The 430-nt window shown below is 64.7% G+C and carries 1 protein-coding gene; it reads left to right on the top strand.

Annotated features, from left to right (window positions below; genetic code table 11):
* Positions 1-430, top strand: a 430-nt coding sequence (locus J5M71_RS28855) for an arginine N-succinyltransferase (protein ID WP_207839101.1), incomplete at both ends; no start/stop codon positions are given.

Below are 430 nucleotides of genomic sequence, written 5' to 3'. Positions count from 1 at the left end.
GCTCGCCGTTCTGGGAAAGCCTCGGTCGGCACTTCTTCAAGATGGAATTCAGCCAGGCCGATTACCTGACCGGCGTCGGCAACAAGGCATTCATCGCCGAACTGATGCCGAAATTCCCGCTGTACACCTGCTTCCTCTCGCCGGACGCGCGCAACGTCATCGGCCAGGTGCACCCGGACACCGAGCCGGCACTGGCGATGCTCAAGAGCGAAGGCTTCAGCTACCAGGGTTACGTCGACATCTTCGACGCCGGCCCGGCCAGCGAATGCGAAACCAGCAAGATCCGCGCGGGGCGTGACAGCGAAGCGCTGGTGCTGGCCGTCGGCACGCCGGGCGATGACGCCACGCCGTTCATCATCCACAACCGCAAACGCGAAGATTGCCGCATCACGGCTGCCCCAGCGCGTCTGGCTGCGGGCACCCTGGTGGT

The organism is Pseudomonas sp. 43(2021) (assembly GCF_017490805.1).
Lineage (GTDB): Bacteria > Pseudomonadota > Gammaproteobacteria > Pseudomonadales > Pseudomonadaceae > Aquipseudomonas.
This window is presented reverse-complemented; position numbering and strand designations above follow the sequence as displayed.